Origin of the sequence: Nitratireductor thuwali (assembly GCF_036621415.1) — a bacterium.
GTDB lineage: Bacteria > Pseudomonadota > Alphaproteobacteria > Rhizobiales > Rhizobiaceae > Chelativorans > Chelativorans thuwali.
This window is the reverse complement of sequence record NZ_CP030941.1, coordinates 2,312,220-2,326,863: the sequence shown is the minus strand read 5'-3', so window position 1 is coordinate 2,326,863 and position 14,644 is coordinate 2,312,220. Positions and strand designations below refer to the sequence as shown.

16 protein-coding genes and 1 tRNA gene are annotated in these 14,644 nt (G+C 62.5%); 11 read left to right on the top strand and 6 right to left on the bottom strand.

Annotation, left to right across the window (positions count from 1 at the left end):
* Window positions 1–20 precede the first annotated feature (20 nt).
* Complete coding sequence (locus tag NTH_RS11300; RefSeq protein ID WP_338530105.1) at window positions 21–518, top strand: DinB family protein; 498 nt, start codon at window positions 21–23, stop codon at window positions 516–518.
* 324 nt (window positions 519–842) lie between these two features.
* On the opposite strand, the gene NTH_RS11295 is transcribed toward NTH_RS11300, so the two are convergent.
* Window positions 843–2,309 (bottom strand): MFS transporter, encoded by a 1,467-nt coding sequence (locus NTH_RS11295; protein ID WP_338530104.1) that lies wholly within the window; start codon window positions 2,307–2,309, stop codon window positions 843–845.
* Window positions 2,310–2,403: 94 nt separating this feature from the next.
* Here NTH_RS11295 and NTH_RS11290 point away from each other — a divergent pair, with 94 nt between their 5' ends.
* Together NTH_RS11290 and NTH_RS11285 are read left to right on the top strand one after the other, a co-directional pair.
* Entirely contained in the window at window positions 2,404–3,012 is a 609-nt protein-coding gene (locus tag NTH_RS11290; RefSeq protein ID WP_338530103.1) for a TetR/AcrR family transcriptional regulator, read from the top strand.
* 78 nt (window positions 3,013–3,090) lie between these two features.
* Window positions 3,091–3,819 carry a hypothetical protein gene (locus NTH_RS11285; protein WP_338530102.1) on the top strand — a complete coding sequence of 243 codons (729 nt, stop codon included), beginning with the start codon at window positions 3,091–3,093 and terminating at the stop codon, window positions 3,817–3,819.
* A 55-nt stretch (window positions 3,820–3,874) separates the two neighbouring features.
* On the opposite strand, the gene NTH_RS11280 is transcribed toward NTH_RS11285, so the two are convergent.
* From NTH_RS11280 to NTH_RS11270, 3 genes are all read right to left on the bottom strand, one after another.
* Complete coding sequence (locus NTH_RS11280) at window positions 3,875–4,510, bottom strand: LysE family translocator (protein WP_338530101.1); 636 nt, start codon at window positions 4,508–4,510, stop codon at window positions 3,875–3,877.
* 74 nt (window positions 4,511–4,584) lie between these two features.
* On the bottom strand, window positions 4,585–4,887 hold the full coding sequence (locus NTH_RS11275) for an AzlD family protein (RefSeq protein WP_338530100.1): 303 nt from the start codon (window positions 4,885–4,887) through the stop codon (window positions 4,585–4,587).
* The gene (locus tag NTH_RS11270) at window positions 4,877–5,581 is read right to left on the bottom strand and encodes an AzlC family ABC transporter permease (RefSeq protein WP_338530099.1); all 705 of its coding nucleotides are present in this window, start codon (window positions 5,579–5,581) and stop codon (window positions 4,877–4,879) included. The genes NTH_RS11275 and NTH_RS11270 overlap by 11 nt, the downstream gene beginning before the upstream one ends.
* 79 nt (window positions 5,582–5,660) lie before the next feature.
* Between NTH_RS11270 and NTH_RS11265 the strand changes: the two genes are divergently transcribed.
* Window positions 5,661–6,230: a CGNR zinc finger domain-containing protein gene (locus tag NTH_RS11265; protein WP_338530098.1), complete on the top strand. Its 570-nt coding sequence runs from the start codon at window positions 5,661–5,663 to the stop codon at window positions 6,228–6,230.
* A gap of 20 nt (window positions 6,231–6,250) precedes the next feature.
* Window positions 6,251–7,189, top strand: a complete 939-nt coding sequence (locus tag NTH_RS11260) for a GNAT family N-acetyltransferase (RefSeq protein WP_338530097.1) — start codon at window positions 6,251–6,253, stop codon at window positions 7,187–7,189.
* A 55-nt stretch (window positions 7,190–7,244) separates the two neighbouring features.
* Here the strand turns inward: NTH_RS11260 and NTH_RS11255 are convergent, their stop codons facing one another.
* Complete coding sequence (locus NTH_RS11255; RefSeq protein WP_338531882.1) at window positions 7,245–7,925, bottom strand: sulfite exporter TauE/SafE family protein; 681 nt, start codon at window positions 7,923–7,925, stop codon at window positions 7,245–7,247.
* A gap of 114 nt (window positions 7,926–8,039) precedes the next feature.
* Window positions 8,040–8,116, bottom strand: a tRNA-Arg gene (locus tag NTH_RS11250).
* Between the two features lie 426 nt (window positions 8,117–8,542).
* On the opposite strand from NTH_RS11250, the gene NTH_RS11245 reads away from it, so the two are divergent.
* From NTH_RS11245 to NTH_RS11220, 6 genes are all read left to right on the top strand, one after another.
* Window positions 8,543–8,791 carry a hypothetical protein gene (locus NTH_RS11245; RefSeq protein WP_338530096.1) on the top strand — a complete coding sequence of 83 codons (249 nt, stop codon included), beginning with the start codon at window positions 8,543–8,545 and terminating at the stop codon, window positions 8,789–8,791.
* A 56-nt stretch (window positions 8,792–8,847) separates the two neighbouring features.
* Window positions 8,848–9,108: a hypothetical protein gene (locus NTH_RS11240; RefSeq protein ID WP_338530095.1), complete on the top strand. Its 261-nt coding sequence runs from the start codon at window positions 8,848–8,850 to the stop codon at window positions 9,106–9,108.
* 50 nt (window positions 9,109–9,158) lie between these two features.
* Complete coding sequence (locus NTH_RS11235) at window positions 9,159–9,419, top strand: hypothetical protein (protein ID WP_338530094.1); 261 nt, start codon at window positions 9,159–9,161, stop codon at window positions 9,417–9,419.
* A 282-nt stretch (window positions 9,420–9,701) separates the two neighbouring features.
* Entirely contained in the window at window positions 9,702–10,178 is a 477-nt protein-coding gene (locus NTH_RS11230) for a hypothetical protein (protein WP_338530093.1), read from the top strand.
* Window positions 10,179–10,340: 162 nt separating this feature from the next.
* Window positions 10,341–12,356 carry a hydantoinase/oxoprolinase family protein gene (locus tag NTH_RS11225; protein ID WP_338530092.1) on the top strand — a complete coding sequence of 672 codons (2,016 nt, stop codon included), beginning with the start codon at window positions 10,341–10,343 and terminating at the stop codon, window positions 12,354–12,356.
* A gap of 110 nt (window positions 12,357–12,466) precedes the next feature.
* Complete coding sequence (locus tag NTH_RS11220; protein ID WP_338531881.1) at window positions 12,467–14,641, top strand: malate synthase G; 2,175 nt, start codon at window positions 12,467–12,469, stop codon at window positions 14,639–14,641.
* The last annotated feature ends 3 nt before the right edge of the window (window positions 14,642–14,644 follow it).

Here is a 14,644-nt window from a genome sequence, read left to right as displayed (position 1 = left end):
AACTATTGGAGACTGAGAAAATGATCTCAGCCGGATACTGCCGACTTATGGCCCGCTACAACACTTGGCAGAATGCCTCTTTGGTAACTGCCGCTGATGGGCTCACGAATGAGGATCGATGGGAGGATCGAGGTGCGTTCTTTAAATCGATCGCAGCTACATTTAACCACCTCTATTGGGCTGACGCCCTGATTTTGGAGCGGTTAAAGGGAAACGAGCGCCCGGAGAAAATCATCAAGCACTCCCTGACAAGCCCATCGGATTGGGATGACTTCAAAACACTCCGTTTGCAACGGAACGAAGAAATCGAGGAGTGGGCGGCGCGAGTTCTCGACGAGACTCTGAACGGGAGGGTTGTTTGGTATCCTGGAGACGGCTCAACGCGGATCGAGAAGCCCGCCGCTCTCTGTGTTGTCCAACTCTTCAATCACCAGACTCATCATCGGGGTCAGATTCACGCGATGCTTACGGCGGCGGGCGCAAAACCCGAGCCAACAGACCTTGAGGTGCTAGCCTAGCTTGTTCGTTTTCACACAGCTGGGGCAAGCCTGTACTCATGCCCGAAAGAGGGTCGCGCAGTAAGTGCCTAGAAGCTGGGCAAGGCCCGCCACCGGCTTCTTGTCCTCATGGATGAGCTGGCGAGGATCCGCGATCTGCGCGGCCGACACGCCAGCAGATCTTGCGGCCAGCCTCGTCATACCGGCCCACGGCCCTGCTAGAAAACGCAGCTTGATCCTCTCCGCTATCACCAAAAGATTCAAAGTCCCGGATGAGAATTCTACAGCGACGACTGAAACGAGCCCCGTCCCGCGGCACTACGGCGGCGGGACGGGCAGATTTCTTTACTCGGCCGCCTGTGCTGCCGTTGCGGACGCAGGCATGCGAGGCAGAGCCAGCGCCACGAGCAGACCAAGCGATATACCACCCGCGGTGACATAAAACGCCAGGCGGATCCCGTCTGCCATGGCCATGTGGAATTGTTCGTCGGCAAGGCCATGGAGGCCCGCATTGGCGATCGCGATCAATATGGCGAGACCGATCGCATTGCCGACATTCAGTGTCGTCGAGGCCATGCCGGAAGCCACGCCCTGCTCCTCGTTGTGAACGCCGGACGCAGCCGCGATCCACATGGCGGTCCAGGTAATGCCTTGTCCGATCCCGGAGATGATCAGGCCGGGAATGAGCGCCGGATAGCCACTGCCTGGCACGACACCCAAAGCCATGCCAACCGTTCCAATCGCACCGATGACCATGCCGATGATCAGCGTGCGCCTGGTTCCCGATCTGCTGGCCATGCGCTCGCCGATCTGCGTACCGGTAGCAATCGCAACGCAAGGAACAAGAAAGGCCAGCCCCGTTTGGAGTGCGTCGAAGCCCAAGACGTGCTGAAACAGGACGGTCTGAAAATAGGGCAACGCACCGAACGTCCCCATAAAAATGAAGGTGATCGTCATTGCCGTTGCGAGACTGCGATTTCGCAAAAGCCGCATCGGCATCAACGGATCGCTACTGCGGGTTTCGATCACTGCAAAAGCTATGAGGAAGAGGACCGCGAGCCCAGTGCTCCCCATGATACTTGTCGCGCCCCAGCCATATTCCGGCCCCTGCACGAGGGAGTAGACCAACAGCGTCGCGCCAGCCGTTACGGTGACCGCGCCCGGGAGATCGAAATTGCGGCCCTTGGCACGACGTCCGTCCGGAGGGATGACGAGGAAAGCCGCGACGATTGCGATGCCGGCGAGCAACACATTGACGAAGAAGACGGATGGCCATCCAAACGCGTTCGTCAGCAATCCGCCGACCAACGAACCCAGCGTCAACCCGGTTGCGCCGGCTCCGCCCCAGACCGCCAAAGCCCGGTTCCGCTCCGGACCTTCAGCGAACAGACGATTGATCAGCGAGAGAGTCGCTGGAAACAGAAACGCGCCACCGATGCCCTGAACGGCGCGAGCAACGATGATGATCGCCGGCTCCCAGGCAAATCCCGCGACCAGGGAAGAGGCTGCGTAGAGTACGAGGGCGAATACAAACATGCGGCGGTTGCCTAAAAGGTCGGCGGCGCGGCCACCGAGGAGCAGGAATCCGCCAGCAAACACGGTATAGGCACTGACCACCCATTGCAGCGTTTGTTCCGAGAAGCCGAGATCCGCACCTATCTCAGGTAACGCTACGAACACGATATAGATATCCAGCGAGAACAGAAGCTGCGCGAACGCCAGGAGCGCCAGACTGCCGCCATCGCCCCTGGGCCTTTGGGCGCCAGCGGCATCGTCCGCGCGCCCTGCACCCTTTCCTATCGATGATGTCATGTAATCCTCCAATCTTGAATGGTCATTAAAGAATCCATGCTTGCAGTCGCCCGTCAAGTGAATTATTTAAGAGTCATTCAAGAAGGAGATATCAATGGCCGGACGCCCAAGGGAGTTTGATCGCGACGAAGCGCTTGAGAAGGCACGGAATCTCTTCTGGCGCCGCGGCTATGAAGCAATCTCCTTTGCCGACCTGCAGGCGGAGCTCAGGCTGGCGCCGGCGCGCATTTACGCTGCATTCGGGTCGAAGGAGGATCTCTTTCGGGCAGCCGTTGATCATTACCGCAACAAAGAGGGTGGCTTCGCGTCACGCGCACTTGCCGAGGAGCCCACTGCGCACGGTGCGATCGAGCGCCTGCTGCGTGATGCCGTCTCCTCCTTCTATCTTCCAGGCCGGCCCCTCGGCTGCATGGTGGTCTCGGCCGCGACCAATTGTGCCAAGAGCAACGAAGGCGTGCTGCATTGGCTCGCCGAGTTGCGGCTCGAGCGCATCGAGGCGATTGCAGATCGCCTCCGAGACGGCATCACAGCAGGCGAATTGCGACCGGAAACAGATGTCCAGGTTCTGGCCGACTACTACGCTGCGATGCTCAACGGCCTTTCGGTTCAGGCGCGCGACGGTGTGCCGAAAAGGCGCTTGCTGGCTTTCATCCCGCAAGCGATGAAACTATTGGAAGCGAACTTGGCCGAGCCGATTGCATAAGAAACGGTTCTTCTGAACGACCTCGCTCTGAAATTGCCGGATAACAGGAATGGTCGACTGATTTCACTGGAGTCACCCATGACCTTCGGAAACGAGACAACGATACCGACGCTACCGTGCACCGATCCGGAGGCAACGATCGAATTCTATTCGGCGCTCGGATTTGAACTCACCTACCGCATGAACCGGCCCTATCTTTATCTGGCGTTCAAATGGCAGCAGATCGAGTTGCACTTCGGCGCGGCGCCCTCGGGGCTCGACATCGGGGAAGAAATGTCGGGCGGTTGCCTGATCATGGTTGATAAGGTGAGGCCTTACCACGAGCATTTCACTGCGGCGATGCGCGAGCGTTACGGCAGGGTGCTGGCAAAGGGCCGGCCTCGAATGACGCGGTACAAGGACGGCCAGACGCGTTTCTCACTCATCGACCCGAACGGCAATACAATCATCGTTATTGAACGAACCGAACCTGAACTCGATCATGGCGCTGCCAAGCATCTTGACAGCATCGAACGGGCTCTTGAGAACGCGCGGATATTCAGGGAATTCAAGACTGACTATCCCGCCGCGGCTAAGGTTCTCGACGCAGCACTGGGAAAGTTCTCGACCGACGCGAACAACCGCGATCGTGCGCGGCTGCTGGCGGCGCGGGCCGAACTCGCCATTCTCATGGACGATGCTGAGATTGCCCAAAACGCAGCAACGGAGATCGCAGCCCTCGATCTCAACGCACTGGAACAAGAAGGCTTGGAAACCGAATTGGCAGCCGCCGAGCAGGTACGACTCTGGCTAGAGAAGCGGAGCTGAACAGCAGCCGGAACATAAGCCGTTTCGCAATTTAGAAGCGCCTTCGCCGGGGCAACTATCGCTCTATCACGGCAAGCCTCGCCGCCAGGCCGATCAGAAGCGTTCCGAGCGCTCGGTCCAGCCAGCGAGCGATCGCGGGACTGGCCCGCAATGTACCGGTGATACGGGCCCCCAGCAGGACGAGCGGCGGCTCGATGAGCGCGGCCACGACGATGACGAGACTACCGTGCACGAGCAGTTGAAGCCACACCGGCCCGGCCTCCGGCACCACGAACTGAGGCAGAAAGGCGAGGAAGAAGACGGCGACCTTGGGGTTGAGCAGATTGGTCAACATACCTTGCCGGAAGATCGACCAGAACGCTTTGCCGCCCTGAACCTGATCGGAGACGAATGTGCCCCCAGCCGAGCGCAGCGCCTGCACGCCGATCCAAAGCAGGTAACCGACACCAGCCCATTTCACCACCGAAAATGCTGTTGCCGACGCGGCTATGACCGCGGAAAGTCCAAGCGCTGCGAGAAGCACATGACCGAAGGCGCCCGTCCAAATGCCGAGCATGGCGGCCGTTCCGGCCCGCGCGCCACCCTTCACCGTGTGACCGAGAATGAGGGCAATGTCGGGTCCTGGCGAGATGTTGAGCAGAACCACGGCCGCCAGGAAAACAGACCAATGTTCGACGCTGTAGACCAGCATTTAAAGGCTCCTTGCCAAATCAGAACAAGGCACGAAAACGACGGATGCGGATACCGTGCCTCACACATGTCGGTTCATCCGAACCCAACGACAGCGATCGATGCACAGACGCCCATGAGCATTGCTACAAGTGCTTGCCGCGTCAGGAACATGGCAGTGGCCGCAACGGCGATCACCAGCCCCGTTCGCGGCGTCCCGTCCACTAGGGCCGACGCAAGCAGAGCCACCACAACCGAAGATCCAAGCCATTTGAGGAATGCCTTGACCCGCGGCGTCATCGCAAACAGCGACATGCCGACGACACCCCCGATCCGCGTGGCATAGGTGACCAGCGCCATCACCGAGATGATTACGAGTTCCAGGCTCTCAGTCGGCATCGCGCAGTGCTCCGACGAGGCCTCCGGCCAGCGCGCCGGCGATGATCGGCCAGCCGGCCGGCAGTAACAATGATCCGGTCGCTGCGATGCCGGCCGCGGCCGCCCAGGGAAGCAGGTTGGCACGCCCCTCCCAGAACTGAACGGCGATCGGGGCAAAGTAAGCGACCATCAGCACATCGAGACCGTATGTCGCCACATCGTCGATTCCGGATCCGACGAGAACACCCAACGCGGTGCCACAGACCCACGCGGCCCATAGCATCAACCCGCCACCCAGAAGGAAGCCGGCATCGGTCTCGCCGGTGTCCTTCGCCGCCATCGCCTGCGCGAAGTTGACATCGGTCAAAAGCCCCAGCGTCAGAAATCTCCGCGACGGCGAAACCTGCAGGAGCCAGGGCGATAGTGCGGCGCCGAGGACGAGATGTCGCGCGTTCACTGCCAGCACGGTCAGGGCAATCGCCAAAAGCGGCAGGTCCGGGCCCCAAAGATCGAGCGCTGCAAACTGCGCGGCTCCGGCAAAGACGATCACGCTCATTAAAATGACGTCGTGCGGGTCGAGACCTTGCGATAGCGCCGCTGCCCCGAACGACATGCCGAACGGAATGACGAACAAGCTGACTGGCGCCATCGCGCGGGCACCACGCATACCGCCTGACACAGTGAAACAGGTCTGCAAATGCGAAGACAGGCTCATGACTATTCCTAACCAGGACGCCGGTTATGATAATATCATAGCCTTGCGCGTCAACCCCCATCCCGGTTAGAATGTCGGAATGACTTCCATACCGGATCTTCGCCTGGTCGGCGGTCGCCTCTGCCTGGATTTCCTCAACACAGCGGATTGGGACGGGAGCGCCATCGCCGCCGAGCATATTGGGACGCTCGCCGATCTGCGCGCGTGGATGGGTCGCGTCGGCCTATCTCGAACGGCCGATCCCAAGGCCGATGCGAACGTGCTGGAGCGCGTCATGGCGTTCCGCCAAGACCTGCGGGCCGTCTTCTTGAAGGTGGTTGCCGGCGAGGAGCTCGACGAGGCCGACGCCGCATTGTTGAACGGGGCTTTCGGGCACTGCTGGCGAGCCAACCCAATGGTTGTCTCGCATGGGGCTCTGGCTTTCGCCCACAGCGACGAAGTCGGCCCTGGTTTGCAATTGCCCGTGCTGATCTCAGCAGTCGAACTGCTCACATCCCCCGATCGCCAGCGGGTAAAACGCTGTCCAGGCGACCGTTGCGGTTGGCTCTTTGTCGACCAAAGCCGCAACGGACAACGCCGATGGTGCTCCATGGAAACGTGCGGCAACCGCGAGAAAGCCCGCGCTCACTATGCGCGCACGCGGGGTTAGGTGTTTAGAGGAACCGCTACATGGATGAACTCGGTCCGACTGAACTTCGGCTGATGCAGGGACTGGCGCAAGAGGTCACCGCAATTCGGCCTGAACTGCTCAACAGCGAGGCGACCGTCGGGGAACTGGCCTGGGTTTGGGCTAAAGACTTCGACAGCCTCGGCCCGTTCTGGCGGCACAAGTTTTGGTATGTCGATAAACGACTGGTTGCCTGGGCATGGGCCTGCCTGCCTCATCGTATACCGCGCCGCGACAGCGCACTCCGGGACGTCGAGGCGGCCAATCTCATTTGGCAGGTTCACCCGGAGCGTCCGGAACTGCTGACTGAACTTCTGGACTGGTACGACGATGTCGCAGACGGCGTCGATCGCTTGCTAATCGTGCAGTCCGCTGATGCAAAGTCACAAGCCATCGTCGCCGCCCATGGTTATGCGTTTGACGAGGAAGCCGGCGCCGACGACGGAAGCTGGGTCCAGTTCAACGCCCGCGACCTAACCGACTTACCGGACCCGCAATTGCCCGAAGGCTTCGAATTCCTGACGGCGTCTGAAATCTCTGTTGCCGACGCGGTCGGGGCACATCACGCAGCTTGGCCACGTTCGACTCTCACGCACACGGCGTTCGAACGTGTCCGCCGGACTTGGCCGTATCGTTCCGACCTGCATGTGCTGATTGCGGCGCCGGACCGAACGCTAGCGGCGACCGCAGTCATCTGGCTCGACGAGGAAACCCGGACTGCCGAATTCGAGCCGGTCGGCACGCATCAGGATTTCCGGCGGCGGGGACTGGGTACCGCGCAACAGCTCCATGGTATGCATCTCGCCCGAGCCGCCGGCGCAACGCGCATATTCGTCGCATGTCCCGGCGCGCCAGCCTCCCCCGCTGCGCGGGACATGTATTTCGGCGTCGGCTTTCGAGAACTGACCCGCGATCTGCCGCAGATCAAGGCCACGAAATAGTGGTCGGGCACGCAGCCTCCGTCACCCGTTTTTCATCGGCGATAACTCGATCACGCTAAATCAGGAGTGTGACGGCGCTGACTCCAAGCAGGACCTGGACACCTGTCTCAAAAGCACTCGCATTGAGTTTGTTCAGGATCATCTGGCCGATCACGGCAGCGACGATGGCACTGACAACCAATGCCAGAGCCGGCCAGACCATCTCAGCGGTCAACAGGCCGGTTTGCCAATAGCTGGCCAACTTGGCGAAGTTCGACAGGACGGACGTGGCCGCCATGGCGCCAACGAAAGCCTCCTTTGTGAACTTCAGTTCGCGAAAGATTACGACCTTGACCAGGTTGCCGCTGCCCAGGAAACCCGAAATGAAGCCGTACAATGCCGAGCCTACCAGAAGCCCGGCCGTTCCGATCCGGAACGACGGCAGGAGCTTGCAGGCAGTCAGCACAATGTAGATGAGGATCATCAGGCCGAGCAGGCGCTTGATATGATCGGCGGGCACGACCGCTAGCGCTTGCGCCCCCAAATAGGCGAACGGCAGGCTGGCGATGGCCATGATCGCCACGACTTTCCACTCGATCTGTCTGCCGAACAGAACTGTCTTGGTGGTCGTTGATGCGGCGAAAAGCACCGTTGCGAGAACGATTACCTCCTTGATCGGCAGCACATGCGAACCGATTGCGAGGACAAGCAGTGCTGTTCCAAACCCGAAGACGGCCGAGGCAAGCGACCCTATCAGTCCGATTAGTACAAACAGGAGATACTCTATCGCATCTCTCCATGCGCGTAACCCGGGCAGACAAGCCGTGCCACCTGGTCATCCTAGCTGAAAAATGACGAGATCATTGAGAAATGGCGCACCCATCAGGATTCGAACCTGAGACCTTCGCCTTCGGAGGGCGACGCTCTATCCAGCTGAGCTATGGGTGCTTACCGTGTCGCAACTGCTTACGCAGTGCTTACGTGAGCTTTTCGCGAGTTGAAAGATCAGAACGAGGGCCTCGCAAATCCTTGTTCTTATTACCTCTTTTCGTCTCCTTTTTGTCGCCCGGCCCCTTGACATCAGCCTTCGGAGGGCAGCGCTCTATCCAGCTGAGCTACGGGTGCCCGGATATGGGCCAACACATGCGTTGCGAGGGCCTTCATAGCCGATGGCCGGGCTGGCATCAACGGTGAATTCCCAGAGGCCGCCAAAGAAGCAGTCTCTTTTTCACGACATCAATGCAAATAAAATTGGTCCATCACGACTCTGTGATTGATCCAAAGGCTAGAAATTTAGATTTGAGTGTCCAAATAAGCGGGGCAGGCGGAGGTCGCCGACCCTCGCAGCACAATCGGAACACCCCGGAGACCACAATGCGTAAGGTTCTGACCCTCACTTTCGTCTTCGCCCTGATCGGCAATTCCAGCGCTTTTGCGCAGGACTTGCCGTCCGGGGATTCCGATGCCCCTCCGGCCGCCCGCGCTGCCGATCAGGCTGCCGTCACCTCAAGTGTCGGCATCGACCATCGACAGGGCCGCGTTGCCGGCTTCTCGGCCGCCCGGGGCTTCGGCCCCAGCGACCAAAACAACCTGCCAGCCCCGCGTTTCCAGGCGGGCCGCTAGCGATTTCCTCACCACCACCAAGTGCCTCCCAAGCACATATAGGAATGGAGACTACCATGCGTAAGATATTCGTTGTTGCTTCCGCGCTCATCTTGGCCGGCGTTGTCGGCGCCAGCGCCCAGGATTTCCACGTGAGCGAGCCGGACTCGGGGCCGGACGCCTTCGTCAGCCAGTCGGCCGGCGCTTATAGCGTCGACCGCTCGGTCACGACCTCCAGCGTCGGCGCCACGGGCAATGCGGGCTTCTCGGCCGCCCAGGGCTTCGGCCCCAGCGACCAGGACAATCTGCCGGCTCCCCGCTTCCAGATCGCCCGCTAAACGTCCCGCTTTCAAAATCCCAGTCAAATTTCAGGAAAATGGAGATTACCATGCACAAAATCCTCATCGCGGCTGCCGCGCTCACCCTTTCCGGCATCGTGGGCGCCAGCGCCCAGGATTTCCACGTGAGCGAGCCGGATTCGGGGCCGGACGCCTTCGTCACCCAGCCGGCCGGCGCTTATAGCGTCGACCGCTCGGTCACGACCTCCAGTGTCGGCACCGCAGGCAATGCCGGCTTCTCGGCCGCCCAGGGCTTCGGCCCCAGCAATCAGGACGATCTGCCGACCCCCCGCTTCCAGATCGCCCGCTAAACACGATCTTTTTACCGACCTCCAGAAGGCCGCTCCGCACATCGCGGGGCGGCCTTTCTTATTGCATCGACCTCTCCTCGTTCGGAACGCAGAACCGCCCCGTGCGACATTTCCTGCTTGTCTGTAACCCGAATGTGACCGGCGGGACGGGAACGCGGAACCCCGCCGCTTGTTAGCGCGGAACGGCAAGCATGGCGGAAAACGGTCGACCGGACTGCGGAACCGAGTTCCCCACCGCTCGTTAGACCAACTGAGCGAAACGAAAGACGGAAGGAGAATACCATGCGTAAACTTCTCATGGCCACATCCGCGCTGCTGCTTTTCGGCGGCAGTATCGGCATGGCCCAGGACACCGTGAATCCGGGTACGGGTGAGTTCGAGCCTTCAAATCAGAGCGATAGCCCGACCCCTGATTTCGTCGATCCCAACGACACCGATACCGGCACCACTGGCGCAGTCGACATTACTGCCGGGCTCGACGCCGATGCGCGGGCACTGATCGCCCAGAACGATTGCGTTCGCGTCGTGCCGGGCGTGGGCGAGTTCGAGCCGTCGAACCAGAGCGACGAGCCGACGCCTGGTTTCGTGGAAACGGAGTGCCCGGAGGGGTGGATGACCCGGGCTGCGGCCGACGAGGCCGGCTACACCTACGACACGGCTGAAGGCCAGCGGATCAATCCCGGCACCGGCCAGTTCGAGCCCGCGGACCAGAGCGACGAACCTGTGCCGGACGTCGTCGAACCTGACGTCGTCGATTAGGCTGCCGGAGGCAGATCTAGCCAGTGGTTCCGGCTCGTCCTCCCCGAGCCGGAAAACGGAGGCCGTCCCGCGGGCGCGGGGCGGCCTTTGTCGAGCCGGGCTTTCCCAAACCCCGGCATTCGGATAAAGCCCGAAGCTGACGACAGGGCCAGGCTTTCAGGGATGCACCAGGACGACAGGCGCGAAGCGCTTCTTTTGGGAATAGATACGGGCGGGACCTATACCGACGCCGTGATCTATTGCGAAGCGCGCGGCGTGCTGGCCAAGGCCAAGGCGCTGACGACGCGGCATGACCTGACGCTCGGCATCGGCGGCGCCGTCGACGCCGTGCTCGAACAGGGCCGGGTCGAAGCGGACGCGATCAGCCTCGTCTCCATGTCGACGACGCTCGCCACCAATGCGCTGGTGGAAGGCCAGGGCGGACGGGTCGGGCTGGTGATGGTCGGTTTCGGCGATGCGGACCTCAACCGCGACGGGCTGCGGGCGGCGCTGGGCGGCGATCCAGTCGTCTTCATACCGGGCGGGCACGATGTACACGGCAACGAAAACCAGCTCGACCTGACCGGGCTCGACCCGTGGCTGAACACGCGAGGCGCCCATGTGACGGCCTTTGCCGTCTGCGCCTACTTCGCGGTGCGCAATCCCGCCCACGAGATCACGGTATGCGAAATGCTGCGGGCGCGGACCGGCCTGCCGGTGACGGCCAGCCACGAGCTCTCGGCCAGGTTGGGAGGGCCGCGGCGGGCGCTGACCACGCTGCTCAACGCGCGCCTCATCGGGCTGATCGACCGCCTTATCCTGTCGACCAAGCGGTTTCTTGCGGCGCGCGGCATCGAGGCTCCGCTGATGGTGGTGCGCGGCGACGGGGCGCTCGTTTCGGCGAGCTTTGCCCATGACAGGCCGATCGAGACCATTTTGTCGGGGCCGGCGGCGAGCCTCGTCGGCGCGCACTGCCTCACCGGCATCGATAACGCCATTGTCTCGGACATCGGCGGAACGACGACCGATATAGCACTTCTGGCGGGAGGCCAGCCGAGGCTGGATCCCGAAGGTGCCATGGTGGGCGGCTACCGCACCATGGTCGAGGCGGTCGCCATGCGCACCTACGGGCTCGGCGGCGATTCGGAGGTAAGCCTGGAAGAAGGTGCGCTGGAGCCCGTGCTGAGGCTCGGCCCGCGCCGGCTGACCCCGCTGTCGCTTGCCGAAACGCTGCATCCGGGCGTGGTGCTGCCCCAGTTGGAGCGGCAGTTGAACCAGATACAGCCCGGCCGGCTGGACGGCCGGTTCGCGTTCACGGCCGGGCTGCCGGCACGCTTCGCCGCAGGGCTGACCGAGGCCGAAAGCTGGCTTTACGAGCGGTTGTCGGAGCGACCGCAGGCCCTCGACCGGCTGATCAGCGGCGGAATGGAACAGGCGATCCTTCAGCGCCTGGTGGGACGCGGCCTGGCGCTGATCTGCGGCTTCACGCCGTCCGACGCGGCGCATGCGGCGGGGCGGCAGGCCACTTGGAACAGCGACGCCGCCCGGGCGGGCGCGGCCCTTTTCGCGCGGCGCCGGGACGGCCGCGGGCAGGCGATCGCCAGGGACGGCGTGGAAATCAGCCTGCGCGTGCTGGCGCGTCTTACGAGGCTTTCGGCGGAAGCCATCCTCGACACGACGCTGGCCGAGGACGGGTTCGACAGCGCCATGACGGCGCGCAACACCGTCATCCAGCGCGCGCTCGACGGCGCCCAGGGCATCACGCGAATCGCGCTGTCGCTCGACCGGCCGGTGGTCGGTCTCGGCGCGTCGGCGGCCTTGCACTATGCGGGGCTGGGAATGCTGCTGGGGACCGAATGCGTGCTGCCGGAGCACATGGATGTTGCCAATGCCGTGGGCGCGGTTGCGGGGCGGGTTTCCGCCGTCGCGGAGGCCAGCGTCAGCAGGCTCGGCGAAGGCTCGTTTCGGGTGAGCGCCGGCGCCTTGATGCGCGATTTCGCCGACGAGGAGGCGGCCATTGGGTTTGCGGAAGAGCAGGCGCGCGGGCTGGCGGCGCTGCGGGCGGCGGAAGCCGGCGCGGAAGGCAGCGTTACCGCCGTCGCCCGCGACATCTCGGCCACCGAGGTCGACGGGCAGCGCATCTTCATCGAGGCCAAGGTGACCGCGAGGGCTTCGGGCCGGCCGCGCATTGCCGTATGAAGGAGCCTGGCGGCGCAGCCTCATGGGCCGAGTGAATTGACCGCGCGTGCGCAGCGTGATCAAAACGCCGGCAGAGTTGGAATAGCAGTGCCTACGGAGAAGCGGAAATGGTGGAACGCGTTGAAATCAACGGCTTGAAGGTCGCGCGGGAGCTGCACGATTTTGCCGTCGACGAGGCCTTGCCGGGTACCGGCGTGGACGCGGAGACCTTCTGGCGCGCGTTTTCCGACATCGTTCATGCGATGGCGCCCAAAAACCGCGCCCTTTTGGCCCGACGTGACGCACTGCAGGCGGAGATCGACGCATGGTACAAGGAGAACGGTGCGCCTTCGGATCTTGAAGCCTATGAGGATTTCCTGCGCGACATCGGCTATCTGCTGCCGGAGGGGCCGGATTTCCAGGTGACGACCGAAGATGTCGACCCCGAAATATCGCAGACCGCCGGCCCGCAACTCGTCGTTCCCGTGATGAATGCGCGCTACGCGCTGAATGCGGCCAACGCCCGCTGGGGCTCGCTCTACGACGCGCTCTACGGCACCGACGCCATTTCCGAAGATGACGGGGCGGAAAAGGGCAAGGGCTACAATCCCCGGCGCGGCGAGAAGGTGATTGCCTGGGCGCGCGATTTTCTCGACCAGAGCGCGGCCCTGGACGGTGCAAGCTGGGCGGATGCAACGGGGTTCGCCATCGAGGATGGCCAACTCGTCGTGAAGACGGAGCAAGGCCAGGCGCGCCTCAAGGAGAGCGTACAGTTCTTCGGTTATGAAGGCGAACCTGCCTCGCCGCGCGCCATCGTGGTCGAGAAGAACGGCCTGCATGCCGAGATCGTCATAGACCGCGAGCACCCCATCGGCAAAACCGATAGAGCGGGCATTGCCGACGTCGTTCTGGAATCGGCGCTCACGACGATCATGGATTGCGAGGATTCGGTGGCCGCCGTCGACGCCGAGGACAAGGTCCTCGTCTATCGCAACTGGCTCGGCCTGATGAAGGGCGACCTGGAGGAAGAGGTCACGAAGGGCGGCGAAACCTTCACGCGCAGGCTCAACCCCGACCGGACCTTCAACGGTCCAGACGGTTCCGAGCGCAGCCTCAAGGGCCGCTCGCTGATGCTGGTGCGCAATGTCGGCCACCTGATGACCAATCCGGCGATCCTGGACCGGGAAGGCGAGGAGGTGCCGGAAGGCATCATGGACGCGATGTTCACCGCGCTCATCGCGCTGCACGACATCGGTCCCGGCGGCAGGCACCTGAACAGCCGCGAAGGCTCGATGTATATCGTCAAGCCGAAGATGCACGGCCCCGAGGAAGTGGCCTTCGCGGTCGATCTCTTCGGCCGGGTGGAGGACGCGCTCGGCATGAAGCCCAACACGATGAAGATGGGCATCATGGACGAGGAACGGCGCACGACGGTCAACCTCAAGGAATGCATCCGGGCCGCGTCGGAGCGCGTGGTGTTCATCAATACCGGCTTCCTCGACCGCACCGGCGACGAGATCCATACCTCGATGGAAGCCGGCCCGATGATCCGCAAGGGCGACATGAAGCAAGCCACATGGATCAAGGCCTACGAAGACTGGAACGTGGATGTGGGCCTTGCATGCGGGCTTTCAGGCCATGCGCAGATCGGCAAGGGCATGTGGGCCATGCCCGACCTGATGGCGGCCATGCTGGAGCAGAAGATCGGCCATCCCAAGGCCGGCGCCAACACCGCCTGGGTGCCCTCGCCCACCGCCGCCACGCTGCACGCCACCCACTATCACCAGATCGACGTGAAAGAAGTGCAGGAGAAGCTGAAAGGAAGGCGGCGCGCCAGGCTCCCCGACATCCTTTCCGTGCCGGTCGCCACCAGGCCGAACTGGACGCCGGAAGAAATCCAGCAGGAACTGGACAACAATGCGCAAGGAATCCTGGGCTATGTCGTGCGCTGGGTGGACCAGGGGATCGGCTGCTCAAAGGTGCCCGACATAAACGATGTCGGGCTGATGGAAGACCGCGCGACGCTGCGTATCTCGGCACAGCATATGGCGAACTGGCTGCACCACGGCGTCGCCAGCCAGGAACAGATCATGGAGACGATGAAGCGCATGGCGGCGGTGGTCGACCGGCAGAACGCGGGCGACCCGAACTATCGCCCGATGGCGCCGGATTTCGACGGGTCCATCGCCTTCCAGGCGGCATGCGACCTCGTCTTCAAGGGGCGCGAACAGCCCAACGGCTACACGGAGCCGGTGCTGCACAAGCGGCGGCTGGAGCTGAAGGCGGCCGGCCGGGCTGCACGATAGCCG